Annotated in this window: 17 protein-coding genes; 10 read left to right on the plus strand and 7 right to left on the minus strand. The window is 74.3% G+C overall.

Annotation, left to right across the window (positions count from 1 at the left end):
* The first annotated feature begins 6 nt into the window (after nucleotides 1–6).
* The 3 genes from ACRAS8_RS03880 to ACRAS8_RS03890 are packed head-to-tail and all read left to right on the plus strand — an operon-like array spanning nucleotide 7 to nucleotide 6,485.
* Nucleotides 7–1,278: a glycoside hydrolase 5 family protein gene (locus ACRAS8_RS03880; protein WP_438484346.1), complete on the plus strand. Its 1,272-nt coding sequence runs from the start codon at nucleotides 7–9 to the stop codon at nucleotides 1,276–1,278.
* A complete protein-coding gene (locus ACRAS8_RS03885) occupies nucleotides 1,275–3,359 on the plus strand; it encodes an endo-beta-N-acetylglucosaminidase (RefSeq protein ID WP_438484347.1) in 2,085 nt (694 codons plus the stop codon). Before ACRAS8_RS03880 ends, ACRAS8_RS03885 begins: the two co-directional genes overlap by 4 nt.
* A gap of 54 nt (nucleotides 3,360–3,413) precedes the next feature.
* Complete coding sequence (locus ACRAS8_RS03890) at nucleotides 3,414–6,485, plus strand: alpha-mannosidase (RefSeq protein WP_438484348.1); 3,072 nt, start codon at nucleotides 3,414–3,416, stop codon at nucleotides 6,483–6,485.
* Nucleotides 6,486–6,506: 21 nt separating this feature from the next.
* Here the strand turns inward: ACRAS8_RS03890 and ACRAS8_RS03895 are convergent, their stop codons facing one another.
* Nucleotides 6,507–6,797, minus strand: a complete 291-nt coding sequence (locus tag ACRAS8_RS03895) for a hypothetical protein (protein WP_438484349.1) — start codon at nucleotides 6,795–6,797, stop codon at nucleotides 6,507–6,509.
* Nucleotides 6,798–6,949: 152 nt separating this feature from the next.
* On the opposite strand from ACRAS8_RS03895, the gene ACRAS8_RS03900 reads away from it, so the two are divergent.
* The 3 genes from ACRAS8_RS03900 to ACRAS8_RS03910 all read left to right on the plus strand — a co-directional run bounded on the left by ACRAS8_RS03900 (nucleotide 6,950) and on the right by ACRAS8_RS03910 (nucleotide 8,852).
* Nucleotides 6,950–7,966, plus strand: a complete 1,017-nt coding sequence (locus ACRAS8_RS03900; protein WP_438484350.1) for an alpha/beta hydrolase — start codon at nucleotides 6,950–6,952, stop codon at nucleotides 7,964–7,966.
* Between the two features lie 65 nt (nucleotides 7,967–8,031).
* Complete coding sequence (locus tag ACRAS8_RS03905) at nucleotides 8,032–8,226, plus strand: antitoxin (protein WP_438484351.1); 195 nt, start codon at nucleotides 8,032–8,034, stop codon at nucleotides 8,224–8,226.
* A gap of 50 nt (nucleotides 8,227–8,276) precedes the next feature.
* Nucleotides 8,277–8,852, plus strand: a complete 576-nt coding sequence (locus ACRAS8_RS03910; protein WP_438484352.1) for a GNAT family N-acetyltransferase — start codon at nucleotides 8,277–8,279, stop codon at nucleotides 8,850–8,852.
* A gap of 79 nt (nucleotides 8,853–8,931) precedes the next feature.
* On the opposite strand, the gene ACRAS8_RS03915 is transcribed toward ACRAS8_RS03910, so the two are convergent.
* The 4 genes from ACRAS8_RS03915 to ligD form a co-directional block, all read right to left on the minus strand.
* A complete protein-coding gene (locus ACRAS8_RS03915) occupies nucleotides 8,932–9,144 on the minus strand; it encodes a cold-shock protein (protein WP_438484353.1) in 213 nt (70 codons plus the stop codon).
* A gap of 281 nt (nucleotides 9,145–9,425) precedes the next feature.
* Nucleotides 9,426–10,649, minus strand: coding sequence for a D-alanyl-D-alanine carboxypeptidase family protein (locus ACRAS8_RS03920; protein WP_438484354.1), 1,224 nt, complete (start codon nucleotides 10,647–10,649; stop codon nucleotides 9,426–9,428).
* A gap of 41 nt (nucleotides 10,650–10,690) precedes the next feature.
* Nucleotides 10,691–11,233, minus strand: coding sequence for a hypothetical protein (locus tag ACRAS8_RS03925; protein WP_438484355.1), 543 nt, complete (start codon nucleotides 11,231–11,233; stop codon nucleotides 10,691–10,693).
* A 52-nt stretch (nucleotides 11,234–11,285) separates the two neighbouring features.
* On the minus strand, nucleotides 11,286–12,191 hold the full coding sequence (ligD, locus tag ACRAS8_RS03930) for a non-homologous end-joining DNA ligase (protein ID WP_438484356.1): 906 nt from the start codon (nucleotides 12,189–12,191) through the stop codon (nucleotides 11,286–11,288).
* Between the two features lie 31 nt (nucleotides 12,192–12,222).
* On the opposite strand from ligD, the gene ACRAS8_RS03935 reads away from it, so the two are divergent.
* Nucleotides 12,223–13,347 carry a Ku protein gene (locus ACRAS8_RS03935; protein ID WP_438484357.1) on the plus strand — a complete coding sequence of 375 codons (1,125 nt, stop codon included), beginning with the start codon at nucleotides 12,223–12,225 and terminating at the stop codon, nucleotides 13,345–13,347.
* A gap of 60 nt (nucleotides 13,348–13,407) precedes the next feature.
* Nucleotides 13,408–13,821, plus strand: a complete 414-nt coding sequence (locus tag ACRAS8_RS03940) for an RNA-binding S4 domain-containing protein (RefSeq protein WP_438484358.1) — start codon at nucleotides 13,408–13,410, stop codon at nucleotides 13,819–13,821.
* Between the two features lie 5 nt (nucleotides 13,822–13,826).
* Here the strand turns inward: ACRAS8_RS03940 and ACRAS8_RS03945 are convergent, their stop codons facing one another.
* Nucleotides 13,827–14,288 (minus strand): YchJ family protein, encoded by a 462-nt coding sequence (locus ACRAS8_RS03945; RefSeq protein ID WP_438484359.1) that lies wholly within the window; start codon nucleotides 14,286–14,288, stop codon nucleotides 13,827–13,829.
* Nucleotides 14,289–14,480: 192 nt separating this feature from the next.
* Between ACRAS8_RS03945 and ACRAS8_RS03950 the strand changes: the two genes are divergently transcribed.
* Together ACRAS8_RS03950 and ACRAS8_RS03955 are read left to right on the plus strand one after the other, a co-directional pair.
* On the plus strand, nucleotides 14,481–14,675 hold the full coding sequence (locus ACRAS8_RS03950; protein ID WP_438484360.1) for a hypothetical protein: 195 nt from the start codon (nucleotides 14,481–14,483) through the stop codon (nucleotides 14,673–14,675).
* Nucleotides 14,676–14,677: 2 nt separating this feature from the next.
* A complete protein-coding gene (locus tag ACRAS8_RS03955; RefSeq protein ID WP_438484361.1) occupies nucleotides 14,678–16,300 on the plus strand; it encodes a hypothetical protein in 1,623 nt (540 codons plus the stop codon).
* Between the two features lie 7 nt (nucleotides 16,301–16,307).
* Here ACRAS8_RS03955 and ACRAS8_RS03960 read toward each other — a convergent pair whose 3' ends face one another.
* Nucleotides 16,308–17,813, minus strand: coding sequence for a PLP-dependent aminotransferase family protein (locus ACRAS8_RS03960; RefSeq protein WP_438484362.1), 1,506 nt, complete (start codon nucleotides 17,811–17,813; stop codon nucleotides 16,308–16,310).
* Nucleotides 17,814–17,824 lie beyond the last annotated feature (11 nt).

The raw sequence follows: 17,824 nt of genomic DNA on the forward strand, positions 1-17,824 counted from the left end.
TCCGTCATGCCCGTAGCCCACGAGCCGCGCCGGATCCGCTTCGGCGTCAACTACACGCCGAGCCGGGGGTGGTTCCACCACTGGCTGGACTTCGACCCGGACGCGGTGTGCGCGGACCTGGACGCCGTCGCCGCGCTCGGCCTGGACCACGTCCGGGTCTTCCCGCTGTGGCCGCTGTTCCAGCCCAACCGGACGCTGATCCGGCCGCGCGCCGTCGAGCAGCTGGTGCGACTGGCGGACGCGGCGGCCGACCGCGGACTGGACGTCGCGGTGGACGGCCTCCAGGGCCATCTGTCCAGCTTCGACTTCCTGCCCGCCTGGACGCGGACCTGGCACCGCCGCAGCCTCTTCACCGATCCCGAGGTCCTCTCCGGCCAGGAGGAGTACCTGCGGACGCTGGCCGCCGCGCTCGCCGACCGGCCCGCCTTCCTGGGGATGACCCTCGGCAACGAGTTCAACCAGTTCGCGGACGCCCCGCACCCCGATCCGGACCGGATCACCAGCGGGCAGGCGGCGGCCTGGCTGGAACGGATGCTGGCCGCCTGCGAGCGGGGCGCGCCGGGCCGGCCGCACCTCCACGCCGCGTACGACGCCGCCTGGTACCTCGACGTCCATCCCTTCACCCCCGCGCAGGCCGCCCGGCTCGGCGCCATGACGGCCGTGCACTCCTGGGTGTTCAACGGGACGGCGCAGCGCCACGGCCCGGCCGGCGCCGCCACCGAGCAGCACGCCGCGTACCTGGTGGAGCTGTCCAAGGCATGGGCACGGGACCCGCACCGCCCGGTGTGGCTCCAGGAGGTGGGCGCCCCCGCCCCGCACATCCCCGAGGACCGCGCGGCCCGCTTCGCCACCGCCACCGTCACCAACGTCCTCGACTGCCAGGGGATTTGGGGTGTCACGTGGTGGTGCTCCGGCGACGTCCCGCGGTCGCTGGCGGACTTCCCGGAGCTGGAGTACGGGCTGGGGCTGCTCACCGAGGACGGGGTGGTCAAGCCGGTGGGCCGGGCCTTCGCGGAGCTGGCGGCGCACTGGCGGGACCGTCCGCACCGGCCGCCGGCTCGGACCACCGCGCTGGTCGTCGACGCCGGCGACGTCGAGGAGGCGCCGCGGCGTTCGGTGTGCGCGCCGGGCGGCCCGGTCTTCGAAGCCTGGGCGGAACTGGCCGCGCAGGGCGCCCGGCCCGCCCTCGTCCTCGCCCAACTGGCCGCCGATTCGGGTCACTTGGCGGCGCGCGGGATCACCGAGGTGTGCACTCCGGAGGAGGTGGTGCGGCGATGAGCGGCGTGCCCCGGCCACTCCCCCGCCGCCGGGTGCTGCACGCGGGTGCGGCGGGGGCCGCGGCCGCTCTGCTCGGCCCGTCGGCCGCCCTGTCGGGAGCCGTGGCCGCTGCCGGCGGTGCCGCGCCGCTCCAGCCGTACGCCGCGTACTGGTTCCCGGACTCGCTGCCCGACGGCACGCCCGCGGACGGTGTCGTCTGGCGCAGCCTGGCGTCCTGGACGGCGGAGACGGACCGCGATCTGGCGTTCAACGCCGCGTCGGTGCCGCTCGCCGAGCGGTTCACCCCGACGCCGGCGAACACCACGGCCCGCGCCGGCCGGGCCCGGATCAGCGCACTGGTCTCCTTCGGCCCCACCTCCGGCCTGCCGTCCCAGGGTTCGGCCACCGCCGACGTCTACGCTCCGACGCACTGGGCGTACCTCGACGAGCTGGTCTTCTGGGGCGGTTCGGCCGGCGAGGGGCTGATCCTCGCGCCCACCGCCCCGGTCGTCGACGCCGCGCACCGCAACGGCGTACCGGTGCTGGGCACCGTCTTCCTGCCCCCGGCGGCCTACGGCGGGCAGCTGCGCTGGACCCGTGACCTGGTGCGGCGGGACGCCGCGGGGCGCCATCCGCTCGCCGCGAAGCTGGCGGCGGTGGCCCGGGCGTACGGCTTCGACGGCTGGTTCGTCAACGCCGAGACCGACGGCGGGGACGCCGCGCTCGCCGCGGAGACGCGCGGGTTCCTGCGGGCGCTGCGAGCCGCGGGCGCCCGGCACGGCCTGCGGATCACCTGGTACGACGCGATGGACCGGGACGGCAGGGTGGCCTGGCAGGGCGCGCTCGACGCGCGGAACCAGGAGTTCTTCCAGGACGCCGCCGGGCCGGTCGCCGACTCGGTGTTCCTGGACTTCCGGTGGACCGCGCGGACCCTCGCCGACTCGGGGCGACTGGCCGGCCGACTGGGCCGTAGCCGGTACGCGTTGTGGGCCGGCGTCGATGTGGAGTCGGCGGGCTGGGGCACCGCGGTGGACTGGGACGCGATCGCGCCACCCGGCCGCGACCCCGTGGTGTCGTACGGCTTCTACCGGCCCGAGTGGACGCTGCACCACCTGCCCGCCGGGCGGACGCCGGGCCGCTTCCACGCGGCGGACGACCGGTTCTGGTCCGGCGCGGCACTCGATCCGTCCCGGCCGGCGGGCGGCGGCCGGGAGTGGCGGGCACCGGCGGGCGTGGTCGCGGACCGTTCGACGGTCACCGCCGTGCCGTTCGCCACCTCCTTCAACACCGGTCACGGCCTGCGCTGGTACGAGCACGGCACGGTCGCCTCGGACGCGCCGTGGAACCACCTCGGGCTCCAGGACCGGCTGCCGCCGCGCCGCTGGGTGGTCCGTACCGAGGGCCCGCGCCCGGAGGTGTGCCTGGACTTCGCCGGTGCCTGGCGCGGCGGCAGTGCGCTGCTGGTGCGCGGGGCGCTGCCCTCCCCCGCGGTGCTGGACCTGTTCCCGGCCCGGCTGCCGTGCGGGCCCGGGACCGTGCTGGAGCTGGTGCACCGCGCCGATCCGGGATCCGGCCCGGTGAGCGTCGAGGTGGCGGTGGCGCTGCGGGACTCCCCCGCGCCGGGTGCGCCCGCGCCGTACGCCTTTCTGCCGGCCGGCACCGTACGGGCCGAGGGCGGCTGGCGCACGGTCACGCTGCGGCCGGGTGCCCTCGGCCGGGGGACGGTGCGCGCGCTGGGGGTGCGGCTGACCAGGCGGGGCGGGCGCGCGGTGGCTTGGCGGCTGGGCGCGCTGGCGGTCCACGACGGGGCCGGGAAGCCGGCCGCGCCCGGCGGGGCGAGGGTCACCGGGGCCGGCACCGTCGGCGGCGCGACCGCGCTCCGGCTGGCCTGGCGGCGCGCCCCCGGTCAGGTCCGCCAGTATGTGCTGCACCGTCATCTACCGTGTGGGCGCCGGGTGTTCCTCGGTGGCACCTGCGGTACCGCGTTCTTCGTGCCGGGGCTGCGCCGGGCCGGCGGCGAGGCGGCGGCGCTGCTCACCGTCCGCGCCGTCGACGAGCTGTTCGCCCACTCCGCGCCGGCGGCCGTCCGGTACCCGTGGTGACCCCGGCCGGCCGTCGCCGCACCCCCGTCTCCCCGACCTCTGGAGCCGTACGCCATGCATGACGATCGCGCACTGGTCGAAGCCCGTCTGAAGCGGGTCCTCGACGAACGCATCCGGCCCGCCGTGTATCCGGAATCCGTGGCACTGGAGGTGGCGGCCTGGGTCGCGCCGGGCAGGCCGGGTGAGCCGGTGCCGGTGGCCGAGGGGCTGGCCGCCGCGCACACGCCGGTGGCGGTGGGCGATGCCTGGGGCGCGCCGTGGCGGACGACGTGGTTCCGGGTGCGGGGGACGGTGCCCGAGGCGTGGGCGGGGCGCACCGTGGAGGCGGTGCTTGACCTGGGGTTCGACGAGCGGATGCCAGGGTTCCAGTGTGAGGCGCTGGTGTACCTCCCGGACGGGACGCCGGTGAAGGGCCTGAACCCGCGGAACCAGTGGGTGCGGGTGGGGGCTCCGGTGCGGGGCGGCGAGCGGGTCGAGTGGCATCTGGAGGCCGCGTCCAACCCCGTCGTCCTCGGCGTCCCCCCGTTCCGGCCGACGGCTCTGGGCGATCCGGAGACCGCGGGCAGCGCGCCGCTGTACCGGCTGGCGCGGATGGACCTGGCGGTGTTCGACACCGAGGTGTGGGAGCTGGCCCTGGACCTGGAGGTGCTGGGCGAGCTGATGGCGGAGCTGCCGGTGGACGCTCCCCGGCGCTGGGAGGTGCTGCGGGCGGTGGAGCGGGCATTGGACGCGGTGGACCTGCAGGACGTGGGCGGGACGGCCGCGGCGGCGCGGCGCCGGCTGCGGGAGGTGCTGGCGGCGCCGGCCGCGGCGTCCGCGCACCGGATCAGCGCAGTGGGGCACGCCCATATCGACTCGGCGTGGCTGTGGCCGCTGCGCGAGACGGTGCGGAAGGTGGCCCGGACGACGGCGAACATGACGGCGCTGCTGGCCGACGAGCCGGAGTTCGTCTACGCCATGTCGCAGGCGCAGCAGTACGCCTGGCTCAAGGAGCACCGTCCCGAGGTCTACGCCCGGGTCAGGCGGGCGGTCGCGGAGGGGCGGTTCGTCCCGGCGGGCGGGATGTGGGTGGAGTCGGACACCAACATGCCCGGTTCGGAGGCGATGGCCCGTCAGTTCGTCCACGGCAAGCGCTTCTTCCTGGAGGAGTTCGGGGTCGAGAACGACGAGGTGTGGCTGCCGGACACCTTCGGTTTCGCGGCGGGGCTGCCGCAGATCATCAGGGCGGCCGGGGCGAAGTGGCTGCTGACACAGAAGATCTCCTGGAGCCGGGTGAACTCCTTTCCGCACCACACCTTCCGCTGGGAGGGCATCGACGGCACCCGGATCTTCACCCACTTCCCGCCGGTGGACACCTACAACTGCCGACTGTCGGGCGCCGAACTCGCCCACGCGGCACGGAACTTCAAGGAGAAGGGGACCGCTCGGCACTCGCTGGCGCCGACCGGCTGGGGCGACGGCGGCGGGGGCACCACCCGGGAGATGGTCGCCAAGGCGCGGCGGCTGCGGAATCTGGACGGCTCGCCGGTGGTGCGGTGGGAGCGGCCCGCCGACTTCTTCGCCCGGGCCGAGGCCGAGCATCCGGACGCGCCGGTGTGGGTGGGCGAGCTGTACCTCGAACTGCACCGTGGGACGCTGACCAGCCAGGCGCGTACCAAGCGCGGCAACCGCCGCAGCGAGCACCTGCTGCGGGAGGCCGAACTCTGGTCGGCGACCGCCGCGGTCACCGTCGGATTCCGGTATCCCTACGAGGAGTTGGACCGGATCTGGAAGACAGTGCTGCTGCACCAGTTCCACGACATCCTGCCCGGTTCGTCCATCGCCTGGGTGCACCGCGAGGCGGAGCGGGCCTACGCCGCGGTCGCCGCCGAGCTGGAGGCGCTGATCGGCGGCGCGCTGACGGCGCTGGCCGGCGGCGGCGACCGGCGGCTGGTGGCGAACGCCGCGCCGCACGCCCGGGGCGGGGTGGCGGCGGGCGCGGTGGGCGGGCCGGTGGTGTCGGGCGGGCCGGTGGCCGCCGGGCCGCGCCCCGGCGGCGGGTTCGTCCTCCAGCACGATCTGCTGCGGGTCGAGATCGACGGTCGCGGTCTGGTCGTCTCCGCGTACGACCGGGCCGCCGGGCGGGAGGCGGTCGCTCCGGGCGCGGCGGCGAACCTGCTCCAGATCCATCCGGACTTCCCCACCATGTGGGACGCCTGGGACGTGGACGCCTTCTACCGGCGGGTGGTGACCGATCTGACCGACGCGGACGAGGTGGTGCTGGCCGCGGCGGCCCCGGAGGCCGCGACGGTCCGCGTGGTACGGCGCTTCGGCGGCTCGCGGGTGGTGCAGACGCTGACGCTGGCGCGCGGGCAGCGGCGGCTGGACATCGACACCGAGGTGGACTGGCACGAGACCGAGAAGTTCCTCAAGGCCGCGTTCCCGCTGGATCTGCACGCGGAGCGGTACGCGGCGGAGACCCAGTTCGGGCATCTGTACCGGCCGACGCACACCAACACCAGCTGGGAGGCGGCGAAGTTCGAGGCGTGTGTGCACCGGTTCGTGCATGCCGGTGAGCCGGACTGGGGCGTGGCGCTGGTCAACGACGCGACGTACGGGCACGACGTGACCCGCACCGTGCGGGAGGGCGGGCCCGGCGGGGCGCGGGGCACCACCACGACGGTGCGGCTCTCGCTGCTGCGCGCCCCGCGCTTCCCGGACCCGGAGACGGATCAGGGCATCCACCGCTTCCGGTACGCGCTGGTCCCGGGGGCGACGATCGGGGACGCGGTGCGCGAGGGGTACCGGATCAATCTGCCGGAGCGGGCGGTGACCGGGGCGGGGGCGGTGCCGCCGCTGGTCGCGGTGGACGACGACGCGGTGGTGGTCACCGCGGTCAAGCTGGCCGACGACCGCAGCGGCGATGTGGTGGTCCGGCTCCACGAGGCCCGCGGAGCACGCGCCCGCGCGACCCTGACCTGCGGTTTCCCGCTGGCGGGGGCGGTCGCCACGGACCTGTTGGAGCGTCCTGCCGAGGACGGTCCGGCCCTGGAGCGGGAGGGCGACACGGTGCGGATGGCGCTGCGGCCGTTCCAGTTGGTGACACTGCGGCTGTGCCGGGCGGTGGGCGCGCACGCGGCCGGCTGATCTGCGGGGCGCGGGGGTGGCTCAGCCGGGGTCGGCGGAGGGGGTGCGGGCGTCGCGGCAGGTGTCCCGGCGGGCCGCCCGCCGGTCCCGGCCGGCGCCGCGGCCGCGGTTCCCGCGCAGCGGACGGGGCCCGGGCGGGGCGTCCCGGCCCGGGTCCCGGCGCGGGTCCAGGCCGAGCATGTCCATCAGCAGCGACAGATCCGCCGCGTCCCGGGCGCGGCCGGCGAGCGCCTTTCTGGCCAGCCGTCGTTCCTCGTCGCCGGGGACGGCGCGGGCGGCGGTGTCGTCGGCACCGCGGTGTTCATCGCTCACCGCTGCATTCTCGGCCGGACCGGGGCGGGCTGCCCGTCGAGCGGGCCGTTGGGCGCACGAGGGAACCGCAAGGGCGTGTATTCCCTCTTTATGGGCACTTGCACTTGATCGTCATGGTCACTCGCGTGTGATCGTCAGTAGCGGAGCCACCGTTGAAACACCCTTACGCCCGCGGCCTCGCGGCCGTCCTCGTCGCCTCCTGCGCCCTGCTCGCCGGCTGTTCGGAGAACGGCAAGCCGGTCGACTTCAACGCGGGCGGCTCGTCCGCCTCCGTCAAGCCGGTCGACCAGGACACCAGGATGCCCAGCGGCACGAAGAGCGAGTTCCGAATAACCCGCACCCTGGACGACGGCACGCACATAGCCCGGACGACGCTGAAGGGGGCGAAATCCGGCGTCACCGGCAGCGTCTGGGTGTGGGCGCCCAAGCAGTACCAGGACCCCAAATACGCCAAGAGCGGTTTTCCGGTGCTGATCGCCCTGCCCGGCGGCCTGGGCAGCCCGAAGGACAAGCAAGGCGTCACCAATTACTGGGTCGGCGGCGACATCAAGCTCCAGGAAAACCTCACGAAGTGGACCGAGGAAGGCAAGAGCCTGCCGTTCATCGTGGTGATGCCGATGCTCAATCCGGACACCCGCTACCACGACGGAAGTGACATTCCCGGCCAGCAGAAGATGGGCACCTGGCTGACCGACGACGTCGTCGATCTGGTCAAGGCCAATTTCCGTACCTTCAAGTCCCGGGACGGCTGGGCGTTCATGGGCTCGTCCTCGGGCGGTTTCGCCGGACTGAAGTCGGTGCTGAAGTACCCGGAGAAGTTCAAGGCGGCGATAGCCAGCGGCCCGGACATCGTGCCGGATTCCCCGATGTGGGCCGGGCACCAGAAGGAGAAGGACGCCAACAACCCGGAAAAGCTCGCGGCCGGCCTGCTGAAGAAGGGCGGACCCGAAGTGTATCTGGCGTTCCAGGCCGGCAGCAAGGAAGGCGCCTCGGTGCTGAATCCCATCCGCCGCTTCCAGGAGAAGTACGGAAAGGGTCCGATCCACACCGCGTTCCAGGTCATTCCCGGCGGCCGGCACAATGCCTGGGATTACCAGAAGGGCATGGAGACCAGCTCCATGAAATTCATCAGCGACCATCTGAAGGCCCCGGTTCCCAGCGACTCGTGATGCAGATCGTCCGTTCGGGGGTGATGCTGGAGCCGAGGGGGGTCCGTCGCTGAGGAGGACGACCCATGTCCGTGCTGGACAAGCTCAAGAGCCTGCTCAAGGGCCATGAGGAGCAGGCAGGCAAGGGCATCGACAAGGCCGGCGACTACGTCGACGAACGGACCCAGGGCAAGTACCAGAGCCAGGTCGACACCGCCCAGGACAAGCTCAAGGAGCAGCTCGGCGGGACGGACCGGGACACGGACCAGCCGCCGCAGTAACTCCGCGCCCGGCCCGGGACAAGGACCCGGGCCGGGATTAGCCTGAACGGATGATCACCACCACGTCCGCCCGGCTCGCCGCCGACGTCCTGATGCGCCCCGCCGAACTGGCGGACGCCGCCGGGTTCGCCCGGTCCTACCAGCGCAGTCTCGACCACCTCCGCGCCACCGAACCGGTCCGCGCGGAGGGGTACTACACGCCGGCCGGCCAGACGGAGCGCCTCCGAGCGCAGCTGGCGGAGCGGGACGCCGGGCGGCTGATGCCCTGGGTCCTGGTCCGCGAGCCGGACGGGCCCGGGGAGCCGGACGTGGTGGGCGCGATCACCCTGTCCCAGATCACCTACGGCCCGCTGCGCAGCGCGAGCGTCGGCTACTGGATCGACGCCGGGTATCTGCGCCGCGGGCTGGCGTCCGCCGCGGTGCGGGCGGTGTGCGCGGCGGCCGACGGGGAGCTGGGGCTGCACCGCCTGGAGGCGGGCACGCTGCTGGACAACACCGCCTCGCAGCGGGTCCTGACCGGCTGCGGCTTCACCCTCTACGGCACCGCGGAGAAGTACCTGTTCATCAACGGTGCCTGGCGGGACCACCGGCTGTTCCAGAAGATCCTCAACGACCGGTGCCCGTAGTCGGGACGTCCCATACGGCGGCGCCCGCCCCCTGCGTACTGCGCGGGGGCGGGCGCCGTCGGTTCCGGCGGGGCCGCGATCACGGGGTGGCCAGCACCTTGATCTTCTCCGCCTGCGGGCCCTTCTGACCCTGGGTGACCTCGAAGGTGACCTTCTGGCCCTCCAGCAGCTCGCGGTAGCCGGTGGCGTCGATGTTCGAGTAGTGCGCGAAGACGTCGGCGCCGCCGTCGTCCTGCGCGATGAAGCCGAAGCCCTTCTCCGAGTTGAACCATTTCACCGTGCCCGAAGCCATGTTGCGTCTCCTTCGCTCTATGGGCCCGAATCGGCTCCCGCAACCCGCGGAATCCGGAGGTGATCGCCCTGGTCCGGAGACGTACCGGACACAAAGAACGCCCGTGAATGCGACACGGGCGCCCGGCACTTCGGAACCACGACAGCTGATCAGGACGCTACACCGACCGAGGCCGCCAGTCACCACAAACCATGGCAAACGCGTCATCCTTCACCGGGCAAGGCCACACCGCGCCCTCCGCATCCCCGGTCGATCGGACGCCTGTACGACTCCGGGGGTCGTCAGGAGACCGGTCCGCCGTCCCAGGGACCGGCGGGCCGCCGCCGGCGCCACCACAGCGCGGTGCCGAGCCCGGCCAGGGCGACCACCCCGGCGGCGCAGAAGGACCAGACGACCACGTCGCCGGTGCGGCCGGCCGGACCGGCGGCCGGCGCCCGGTGCGGGGCGGTGGCCGGCGGCCGGTGGGCGGCCGGCTCCGTCCCGGCGTCGTACCCGTCGGGGGACGAGGCCGGCAGCGCGCCGACCGCCGCGGCCCGGGGCGCTGCGGCGAACCCCCAGTCCAGCAGGGCCCGGGCCTCCTCGTAGACCGCGTTCTCGGCGCCGGACCGCGGGTGCATCACGGTGACCAGCAGCGTGCGGTCGCCGCGCCGGGCGGCCGCGATCAGGGTGTTCCCGGCGTGCGAGGTGTAGCCGTTCTTCACCCCGATCAGGCCCCGGTAGGGAGCCACTCCGTGCGAGCCGACCAGCAGCCGGTTGGTGTTCTGGATGCCGGACGCGTCCGGCCCGCCGTCCTCGGGCAGCAGCGCGGTCTTCGTGGCGGCGAGGCGGGCGAAGTCCCGGTCGGCCAGCCCGGCCTGGCCGAAGAGGGAGAGGTCGTAGGCGGAGGAGAACTGGCCGGGCGTGTCGAAGCCGTCGGCGGACTCCACGAGGGTGTCGCGGGCGCCCATCCGGCGCGCGGTCACCTGCATGTCCTCGATGGTCTTGTGCCAGCCGCCGTTCATGGTGGCGAGGGCGCGCACGGCGTCGCTGCCGGAGCTGAGGAAGACGCCGCGCCACAGGTCGCCGACGCGGTAGCGCAGGTCCTCCCGGAGGCCGGCGAGCGCACTGCCGGCCTCGATGCCGGCCAGGTCCGCGCCGGAGACGGTGCGCACCGTGCCCTGGGCGAACCTCGGCAGCACGGTCAGCGCGAACAGCGTCTTGAGGGTGCTGGCCGGCGGCAGCTGCCGGTGGGCGTCCCTGGCCGCGAGGATCCGGTGGTTGCCCAGGTCCGTCACGGCCCACGACAGGGCCGAGACCCGGGGCGGCTCGGGCACGCCCGGCCGGGGCAGGAACTGCACGCCGGGCTCGTCCAGCAGGTGCCGGAGCGGGGCCGGGGGCGCGCCGCGCAGGTCGTCGATGCCGTTGGGGCCGTCGGCGACCGCCGGGCAGGCCAGGGCCGGCAGGCTCGTGGCGCAGACCGCCGCTGCGGTCAGGGCTCTGACGGGGGACCAGGTCGCTGTCGGCATGGGGCCACGCTAAGAACGCCTCGGGCCGCGCGCCGGTTGGCCTACTCCATACGGTTCCGGCGGCCGGGCCCCGCCGGGTCCGCGAAGCCGGCCGGCCGCTCCCGCTCCCCCGCCGCGCCGTCAGGACCGCGCGGCACCCACCTCCCGCGCCTCTCCGCCCGGCGCGGACACCTGCCGGGCTCCCAGCGCCCCGGGCCGGCTGTCCGCGTCCGGCCGGGCACCGCGGACGAGGTCCGGCAGCAGGGTGAGCAGCCCCAGCACGGCCGGCCCGGCGCCGAGCCGCAGCGGCGTGCGCAGGCCGTAGGGGTCCAGGGCAGGCCGCCGAAGGACGAGCCCACGATCACCCCGAGCGTGATGAAGGAGGAGTGCACCGTGGTGACCAACGGCCCGGCGTTTCCGGTGCGTTGGACCCGGGTGGCCATCGCCGGGTTCATCGTCACCCCGACCAGCCCGACGCCCAGCATCATCGCCACCGCCGGGACGGCCGGCTGCGCCAGGAGCGCGAAGCCGGCGAGGAAGAGGGCGTTCAGGGCCAGTCCGGCGACCTGCACCCCGACCGGGTGCCGGTCGGCGAACCACCCCACGACCGTGTTGCCGACGACGGTGGCCGCACCGTAGGCGATGAGCAGCCCGCCGCTACGCCGGACGCCGGACGCCGCGCGGCACCGGGCGCGCGCCCTCCGGACTGAGCAGCGGGGCGTGCAGATCGCCGTGGCGTGCGCGGCGCGCGGCGATCTCGTCGAAGAGGAAGGTGAGTTGGCCCGGTTCGGTGCAGCCGGCGACCTCGTCCCAGGTGACCGGGGTGGAGACGGTCGGGGCGGGGCGGGCGCGCAGGGTGTAGGCGGTGGCGGTGGTCTTGGCTGCGGCGTTCTGGGAGAAGTCGATGAAGACCTTGCCGGGCCGCAGCGCCCGGGTCATCTTGTGCGTGACCAGGTCCCCGAGGGCCGCGCCGGCCTCGACGGCCAGCGTCCGGGCGTAGGCGGTGGTGCGGTCGGAGGAGGTGGGCTCGACGGCGACGACCAGGTGCAGACCCTTGGAGCCGCTGGTCTTGACATAGGTGTCCAGGCCGTCGGCGGCCAGCCGGTCGCGCAGCCACAGGGCGGCCGCGCAGCACTCCACGATCGTGGCCGGCTCCCCCGGGTCCAGGTCGAAGACCAGCCGGTCGGCCACGCCCGGTGCGCCGCAGGTCCACTGCGGGGTGTGCAGTTCGACGACGAGGTTGGCGGCCCAGACCAGGGAGGCGAGGTCCTGGAGGAGCACCTGGCGGGCCGGCCCCGACCTCGAATGGGGGACCGCACAGCTCTTCACCCAGGAGGGCGTGCCGGGCGGCACGTTCTTGGTGAAGAAGCGCTGGCCGTCCGGCCCGTCGGGGTAGCGGAGGAAGGACACCGGGCGGTCGCGGAGGTGCGGGAGCAGGACGTCCGCGGTGGTGGTGCAGTAGTGCACCACCTCACCCTTGGTGGTGCCGGTCTCGGGATAGAGGACCTTGTCCAGGTTCGTCAGCGAGAGGCGCCGCCCCTCCACGACGGTGATCGGCGACATACCATTGAGAATCCCACATAAGGGACGAACCATGCGATCTATCTGGAATGGGTCCATATCGTTTGGCCTGGTCACCATCCCCGTGAAGACCTACAGCGCCACCGACCGCGGCTCCCCGGTCTCCTTCGTCCGCATCCACGAGAAGGACGGCGCACCGATCCAGTACCGCAAGGTCTGTGAACTGGACGGCGAGGAGGTGCCGAACGAGGAGGTGGGCAAGGGGTACCAGCCGCCCGGCGACGACACCGTCGTGCCGATCACCGACGAGGACCTGTCCCGGCTGCCGATGCCGACGGCCAAGACGCTGTCGATCCTCTCCTTCGTGGACCCCGCCGAGATCGACCCGCTCCAGCTCGACAAGGCGTACTACCTCGGCCCCAACGGGGCCGCCGCCGCCAAGCCGTACGCCCTGCTGCGGGAGGCGCTGGAGCACCACGGGAAGGTCGCGATCGGCAAGGTGGCGATGCGGGGGCGGGAGACCCTCGCCATGCTGCGGGCGCACGACGGGGCGCTGGTGATGCACGCGCTGCTGTGGCCGGACCAGATCCGCTCCGCGGAGGGGATCGCGCCGGAGGACGTCCGGATCCGCGAGAACGAGATGCAGCTGGCCGAGACCCTGATGGACTCGCTGGGCGAGCTGGACCCGACCGAACTCCACGACGACTACCGCGAGGCGGTGGAGGAACTCGTCGCCGCCAAGCTGGAGGGCGGTACCCCGGCCGCGCCCGACACCTCCGCCGTCCCCGGCGCCAAGGTCATCGACCTGACGGCGGCGCTGGAGAAGAGCGTCCGGGCCGCCCGCGGCGGCGCCCTGGACGAGGGCGGGACGGGTGCGGAGGGCGGTGCGTCGGTCACTCCGCTCCGGGGCCGTGGCGCCACCCGCGGGAGGACGGCGGCGAAGAAGACCGCGGCGGGAGGGACCGCGGGCGGCAAGCGCGGCGCCACCAAGACGACGGCGGGCGGCAGATCCGCCGGCGGCGGGACCACCGGCGGGAAGACCGGCGGCACCAGGTCCAACGCCCGTACGGGAAGCGGCGGTTCACCGGCCGCCGGAAAGACCGCCGCGGCCGAGCGCGGCGGGACCGGCAGCACCGGCCGGACCGCGACCAAGAAGCAGACCAGGGCGAAACGGACGTCGAAGTCCACCGCGTCGTAGTCCCGCCGCCGCGGCGGCGGTCCGGGGCCGTCCCCCTCGGCCTGGCGCTAGAGTCGCAGCATGGCTTCAGACGAGGGGACGACCACGGCCCGGGTCGACAGCTGGATCTGGTCGGTGCGGCTCACCAAGACGCGCTCGATGGCCGCGTCGGCCTGCCGCGCCGGCCATGTGCGTGTCAACGGCGAGCGGGTGAAGCCCGCCCACGCCGTACGGCCCGGTGACGAGGTACGGCTGCGGCAGTCCGGCCGGGAGCGCATCGTGGTGGTGACCCGGCTGGTGCGCAAGCGGGTGGGTGCCCCGGTCGCCGTCGAGTGCTACGTCGACAACAGCCCGCCGGCGCCGCCACGCGAGGAGATCGCGGTGATCGCCGTACGGGACCGCGGCGCGGGCCGGCCCACCAAGCGCGACCGCCGCGAACTGGACCAGCTGCGCCGCCACCTCGGCACCGGCCCGGCCCCCGACCAGGGGCCCTGAGCGCCCTAGGCGTCGGGCAGCGCGTCCACGTACACCCAGCGGCCGTCCTCGCGGGCGAAGCGGCTGTGTTCCTCCTGGCTGCCGGCGTGGCCACGCACGGTGTAGTGCGCGCGGAAGGCGACCGTGCCCTCGGTGTGGAAGGCGCTGCCGCCGGTCGCGTCGAGGATCTCCAGACGGGTCCAGCGCTGCGCGGGGTCGAGTTCGAGGGCTGCGGGGCGGGTCGTGGAGTGCCAGCTGCGCAGCAGATAGGCGGTGTCGCCGACGGCGAAGGCGCTGTAGCGGGAACGCATCAGCCGCTCGGCCGTCGGGGCGTCGGCGCGGCCCCGGTGGAACGGGGCACAGCACGCGCCGTAGCTCGCTTCGCGGCCGCACGGGCAGGGTGCGTCCTCGGTGACGGGCGTCGGCGCGGGCGGCTGCTGCCGGGTCCGCTGCCTCGGGGATTTCGACGGCTTTCTGGGCTTTGACACGCCTCGATTGTGCCGGGTCGGGCGGGACGGGTCCGCGGCGGGCGGGGTGTGGGCCCGTCAAGGCACCCCACATCTGGACCATTTGAGGGATTTCCACGATAAATCCGCCATTTGCGGCTTTTCTTGGCTTGATACCGGCCGTGAGACTGGAAGAACTCACGGTGACCGTCCCCACACCCAGGAGAGAACCCCATGATTCTGTCCGTTTCCGGCGTCGTCCTGCTCGGTGTCATCGTCTTCCTCTTCTTCCGCAAGGACGGCCTGAAGTTGTCCCACGCCCTGATCTGCGCCCTCTTCGGGTTCTACCTCGCGGGCTCGGCCATCGCGCCCAGCATCAAGGCCGGCGGAGCGAGCCTGGCCAGCCTCCTCGGCGGGATCAAGCTCTAGCTGTGGCCCGGCACCCCCTGCCCCGCATCCTCACCGGCAACGCCCCGGTCACCCGCGGCCGCGAGCTGGCGCGGAGCGCCGCCGACGGCGCGAGCGAGGTGCTCCAACCGCTGATCACCATCGGCCGGGGCCTGCGCCGGCTGGCGGCGGCCGGGCGCGAACGCTGGGCCGCGACCCCCAAGGAGCAGCGGGGGACGCTGTGCTTCGTGGCCGGCGCGGGGGTGGTGCTGGTGGCGCTGGTGCCGTACGGGCCGCTGCTCGCGCTGGTCGCGGTGACGGCGGTGGCGGCCTGGGTGGGCCGGTACCAGGAGCCGGAGGCGGAGGTGGCGCCCGGCCCGAGCGAGGCGGAGACCGGACGGCTGCGGGCGCTCTACGAGGCGCTGGTGCCCTGCTTCTCCTTCGAGGACGACCCCGGACTCCTGTATGCCCATGACGGTGACTGGCAGGAGGCGTTCACCGAGTACGCCTTCGACGAGGACGGCCGGCCGGCGCGGCTGCGCCTGGCGTACCCGGCGTACTTCCCCGACGGCGAGGCCGGCGCCCGGGCCCGCGTCGAGCAGCTGCTGCACGCCAAGTCCGGGCGCGGCCGGGAGTACCGCTTCGACTGGCACGAGGAGGCCAACCAGCTGGTGATGACGGCGCTCGGGCCGCTGCCGGTGGACATCGCGGCGCAGCCCTTCGTGACCTCCCCGGGCGAGACGGTGCTCGGCTTCACCGATCCGGAATCCGTGCAGCGGACGCTGCCGGTGGTGTGCGGGGACGAGGAGCGGGACGTGCCGCCGGTGGTGTGGCGCACCGGCCGGCGGTCCACCGAACCGCATCTGCTGGCGCTGGGGCAGCCGGGCGCGGGCGGTACGACGCTGCTGCGCTCGATCGCGCTCCAGGCGTTGCGGGACGGCGATGTGGTGGTGATCGACGGCGGCGGCACCGGCGAGTTCGGGTGCCTGGCCGGGCGGCACGGGGTGCTGGCGGTGGAGAGCGGGCTGGCCGGGGCGCTGGCGGCGCTGGAGTGGGCGGCGCACGAGACCGAGCGGCGGCTGGTCGTCGCCAACCGGGCGCAGCAGGCCGGGCGGCCCGCGCCGGCGAACGCCCGGCGGCCGCTGTGGATCATCGCGGACAAGCTGACGGCGCTGTCCCATCTGGCGTCGGTGGAGGGCCGGGGCGACCCCCAGCGGCTGCTCCAGGTGCCGCTGCGGCACGGCCGGGCGGCACAGGTGACGGTGGCGGCGGCCGACCAGTTCGAGACCGCGGAGCTGCTGAGCGACCCGGTGCGGACGCACACCAAGGCGCGGGTGGTGCTCGGTCCGGCGACCGCCGAGGAGGTGCGGGCGGTGCTCGGCGCCCCGCCCAGCACCACGCCGCCCCCCTACGTCCCGCCGGGCCGCGGCTACGCCCGGCTCGGCGGCGGCCCGGTGCTCCGCCTCCAGGTGCCGGCCACCCCGGACCCGTTCGACAAGACCGCCGTCGAGGCCCACCGGGAGGCCGTCCTGGAGCTGCTGCCGAAGTACAGCGGGCTGCCGGCGGACGACGGTCTGCCGGCGGACGACCCGGAGCCGGCCGACGACGCGGCCTGGACGGTGTCCCTCGCCAAGCACACCGACGCGGCACCGGTCAACGGCGACTGACGCCCGCTCAGGCGACGAGGGCCTGCGGCGGCTCCGAGTCCACCGGCGCCCCGGTCGCCACCAGCCGGGCCGCCTTTGCCAGCCGGACCGCGGCCTCCTCGGCGACCGCGCCGCTGACCGTGAACGGCAGCCGTACGAAGCCCTCGAAGGCACCGTCGACGCCGAACCGCGGCCCGGAGGGGACCCGCACCCCGAGCCGCTCGCCCGCCTCGGCGATCCGCGAGCCGGACAGCCCGCCGGTGCGGGCCCACAGGGTCAGGCCGCCGCGCGGCACGCTGAACTCCCAGTCGGGCAGGTGCCGGTGGAGCGCGTCGACGATCGCGTCGCGGTTCTCCCGGGCCTGTTCGCGGCGTATCCGGACGGCCTCCTCCCAGCCGCCGCCCTCCAGGAGGGAGGCGATGGCGAGCTGTTCGAGGACGGGCGAGCCGAGGTCGGAGTAGGCGCGGGCGGCGACCAGGCTGCGGATCAGGTCGGGCGCGGCCCGCACCCAGCCGATCCGCATCCCGGCCCAGAACGCCTTGCTGGCCGAGCCGACGGTGATCACCGCGCTGCCGGCCGGGTCGAACGCGCAGACCGGCCGGGGCGGTTCGGTGTCCGGGTCGAGCACGATCTCGGTCATGGTCTCGTCGACGACGAGCAGGGTGCCGGCCGAGCGCGCGGCGTCCACGAGGCGGCGGCGCTGGTCCTCGGTGGCCAGGCTGCCGGTGGGGTTGTGGAAGTCCGCGACGACATAGGCCATCCGGGGCGCGGCGTCCCGCATCACCTGGCGCCAGACCGGGATGTCCCAGCCCGCCAGCCGCTCACCGAGGGCCACCGGGACGAGCCGGGCGCCGGCGTCGCGCATCAGCTGGAGGATGTTGGCGTAGGAGGGCGAGTCGACGGCCACCCGTTCGCCGGGGCCGGTGCACAGGCGGCAGATCGCGGCGACGGCGCCCATCGCGCCGGTGGTGACCATGATCTGCTCGGGCATGGTGGGGATGCCGCGGGCGGTGTAGCGGTCGGCGAGGGCCTGCCGCAGCACGGGCAGACCGGCCGGGTAGTCGCCGTGGGTGTGGGCGTAGAGCGGCAGGTCGGCCATGGCGCCCTGGACGGCGCGGGTGAGCCAGGGCTCGGGGGCCGGCAGGGCGGCGCAGCCGAGGTCGATCATCGACCCCGCGGCCTCCGGTGGGAGCGGTTCCAGGCCGCGGGTGGGCAGCGGGCTGCCCGCCGGGACGGCGGTCCAGCTGCCCGAGCCGCGCCGGGACTCCAGGAAGCCCTCGGCGCGCAGCGCCTCATAGGCGGCGGCGACGGTGGTGCGGCTGACACCGAACGCGGCGGCCAGTTCGCGCTCGGCGGGAAGCCGGGCGGCGACCGGCACCCGGCCTTCGAGGACGAGCCGGCGGACGCCGTCGGCCAGACTGCGGTAGGCGGGCAACTTCCGTCCGTTCGCGGTGAGTTCGGCGGCCCGCGGGTCCTGCGACCGGAGCAGCCGGGCGAGTTGCGGCGCCCCTACCGCGGAAGTCCACTGCGCCATAAAGATCAGTC

Origin of the sequence: Streptomyces sp. S186 (assembly GCF_051603415.1) — a bacterium.
Lineage (GTDB): Bacteria > Actinomycetota > Actinomycetes > Streptomycetales > Streptomycetaceae > Streptomyces.